Annotated in this window: 1 protein-coding gene; it reads right to left on the reverse strand. The window is 67.2% G+C overall.

Going from position 1 to position 1951, the window contains the following annotated elements; translation table 11 throughout:
• Window positions 1-36 precede the first annotated feature (36 nt).
• Window positions 37-1827, reverse strand: a complete 1791-nt coding sequence (locus tag BM424_RS28255) for an IS481 family transposase (protein ID WP_245776195.1) — start codon at window positions 1825-1827, stop codon at window positions 37-39.
• Window positions 1828-1951 lie beyond the last annotated feature (124 nt).

The raw sequence follows: 1951 nt of genomic DNA on the forward strand, positions 1-1951 counted from the left end.
CCTGCCTAGTTTCTGATGATGGGTGTCGGATCGTGGTCAGTTGAGGGGTGACACTTCCTGACTGATCGTGCTTTCGACGCGGTGACCGTACGCCTTGTGCCGGACGACCGGGGCGGTGGTCGTGCGAGACACGGTGGTGATTGCCTCGTCGGCCTCATCGAACACGCGTAGCACGGTCTCGTCGACCTCGATGGTGACCACGCGCCCGGCGTAGCGGTAACCGACCTGCACGGTCTGGCCGGTGACCTGCGTGGCGCCGCGCGCGGAGACCTTGCGCTGGATGCGGGCCGGACGCCGGTCGGGCTCGGGTGCCGGCCCCGCCGGGCGCGCTCCTTGCAGCCGAAGACGTTGGGACGGGGAGAGGTTCAGCGATAGCGTGCGCACGATCGTGCCGTCGATGATCACCTGGGCCAGGTCGTTGTCCAGCCGCAGGGTGACGTGGCGTCCGGCCCACTGCTGACCGACCGACAGCGATCGTCGTGCGACCGAGACTGTGCCCGAGGCGGTCACCACCCGGTCGATGGCCACCGGGTCACCCGAGATGAGTTCACGCGCGTCGGGACGCGGCGGCGGTGGCCCGGCCGTAGGCGCTCCGGCGGCTCGGAGTTTGTCGAGATCCAGGCTGGATAACCGCGAGGGCAGGGTCTTGTAGTGCCAGCCGTCGAGACTGACGTGCGCGGTGGTGGTATCAATCCAGATCCGAACCCGCTTGCCCGCCCGAGCGGGTCCGAACCAGAACTGCTGGCCCCGCAACCACAGATTCCCGCTGGCGGGCACGACCCGATCGACCACCACCGCACCCGACCCGGCCGTGGGCTCGACAGGTTCGGGTGGGCCCTCCTCGACCACCACATCCGGCGAGGAAACGGGAGTGGTGTCGAGTTCCGGCGGGCGCCACAACGCCAGCCCGTTCTCTCCCGAGACGGGTCGGAACACCTCGGCCGGGGTCGCCATGTTCAACGCCTGATGCGGCCGCTGGGTGTTGTATTCCCGCTGCCATTTCTCCACCGCAGCCCGGGCATGCTCCACATCGGCGAACGGGCCCTCATCGGTGAGCAGTTCGTCCTGGATGCTGCGGTGCCAGCGCTCGACCTTGCCCGTCGTGGTGGGCGAGCGGATCTTGGTCAACAAGTGCGTGATCCCGTTGTTCCGGCAGATCCGGTCGAACAGCACCTCCGACGGGCGCGGACGCCCGTACTTCCCGGTGAACTGCTTGCCGTTGTCGGTCAGGATCTCCTCGGGCACCCCGTAGGTCTCCAACGCCGTCACCAGTGCCCGGCACACCGCCCGCGCCGTCGCCCGAGGCACCACGGCCGCGATCACGCAGAACCGCGAATGATCATCGATGCCGGAGATCAGCTTGCACTCGGTGCCGTCGACCAGCATCACCGAGCCCATGATGTCCATCTGCCACAACTGCATCGGCTCGCCGCGTTCCCAGCGCCGATAGTCCTCCCGACGGCGTTTCCGCAACGACCCCTCCACCAGGTCGTGGCGCTTGAGAACCCGATAGATCGTCGACAACGACGGCACCGGACCCAACCCGGCCCGTTCGAGCTCGAAGCCCAACCGGCGCGGACCCCACCGCGGATGCTCCCGCCGCAACTCACACACCCGGGCCTCGATCTCGGCATCCAGCTGCCACGGATGCGCACGCGGCCGATGCGATCGATCTTCCAGACCGGCCAGGCCCTCATCCCGATAGCGGCGAATCCAGGCATGGACCGTCTTCCGCGACACGCCATACCGTTCAGCGACCTCGGTGACCTGAGCTCCAGCCGACAGGACCTCCATGACCGCGTGATAACGCTGCTCCACAACGCTCAACTCCACGAGCATCGGCCCCGGCCCTCCACGCGACGAACAACCATCGCGCCGAAGTCAAACCGGGGGCGGCAGTGTTACCCATCAACTGAACACCGCGTGTCACCCATCAAGCGAAGTAGGACAC

Origin of the sequence: Saccharopolyspora flava (assembly GCF_900116135.1) — a bacterium.
Lineage (GTDB): Bacteria > Actinomycetota > Actinomycetes > Mycobacteriales > Pseudonocardiaceae > Saccharopolyspora > Saccharopolyspora flava.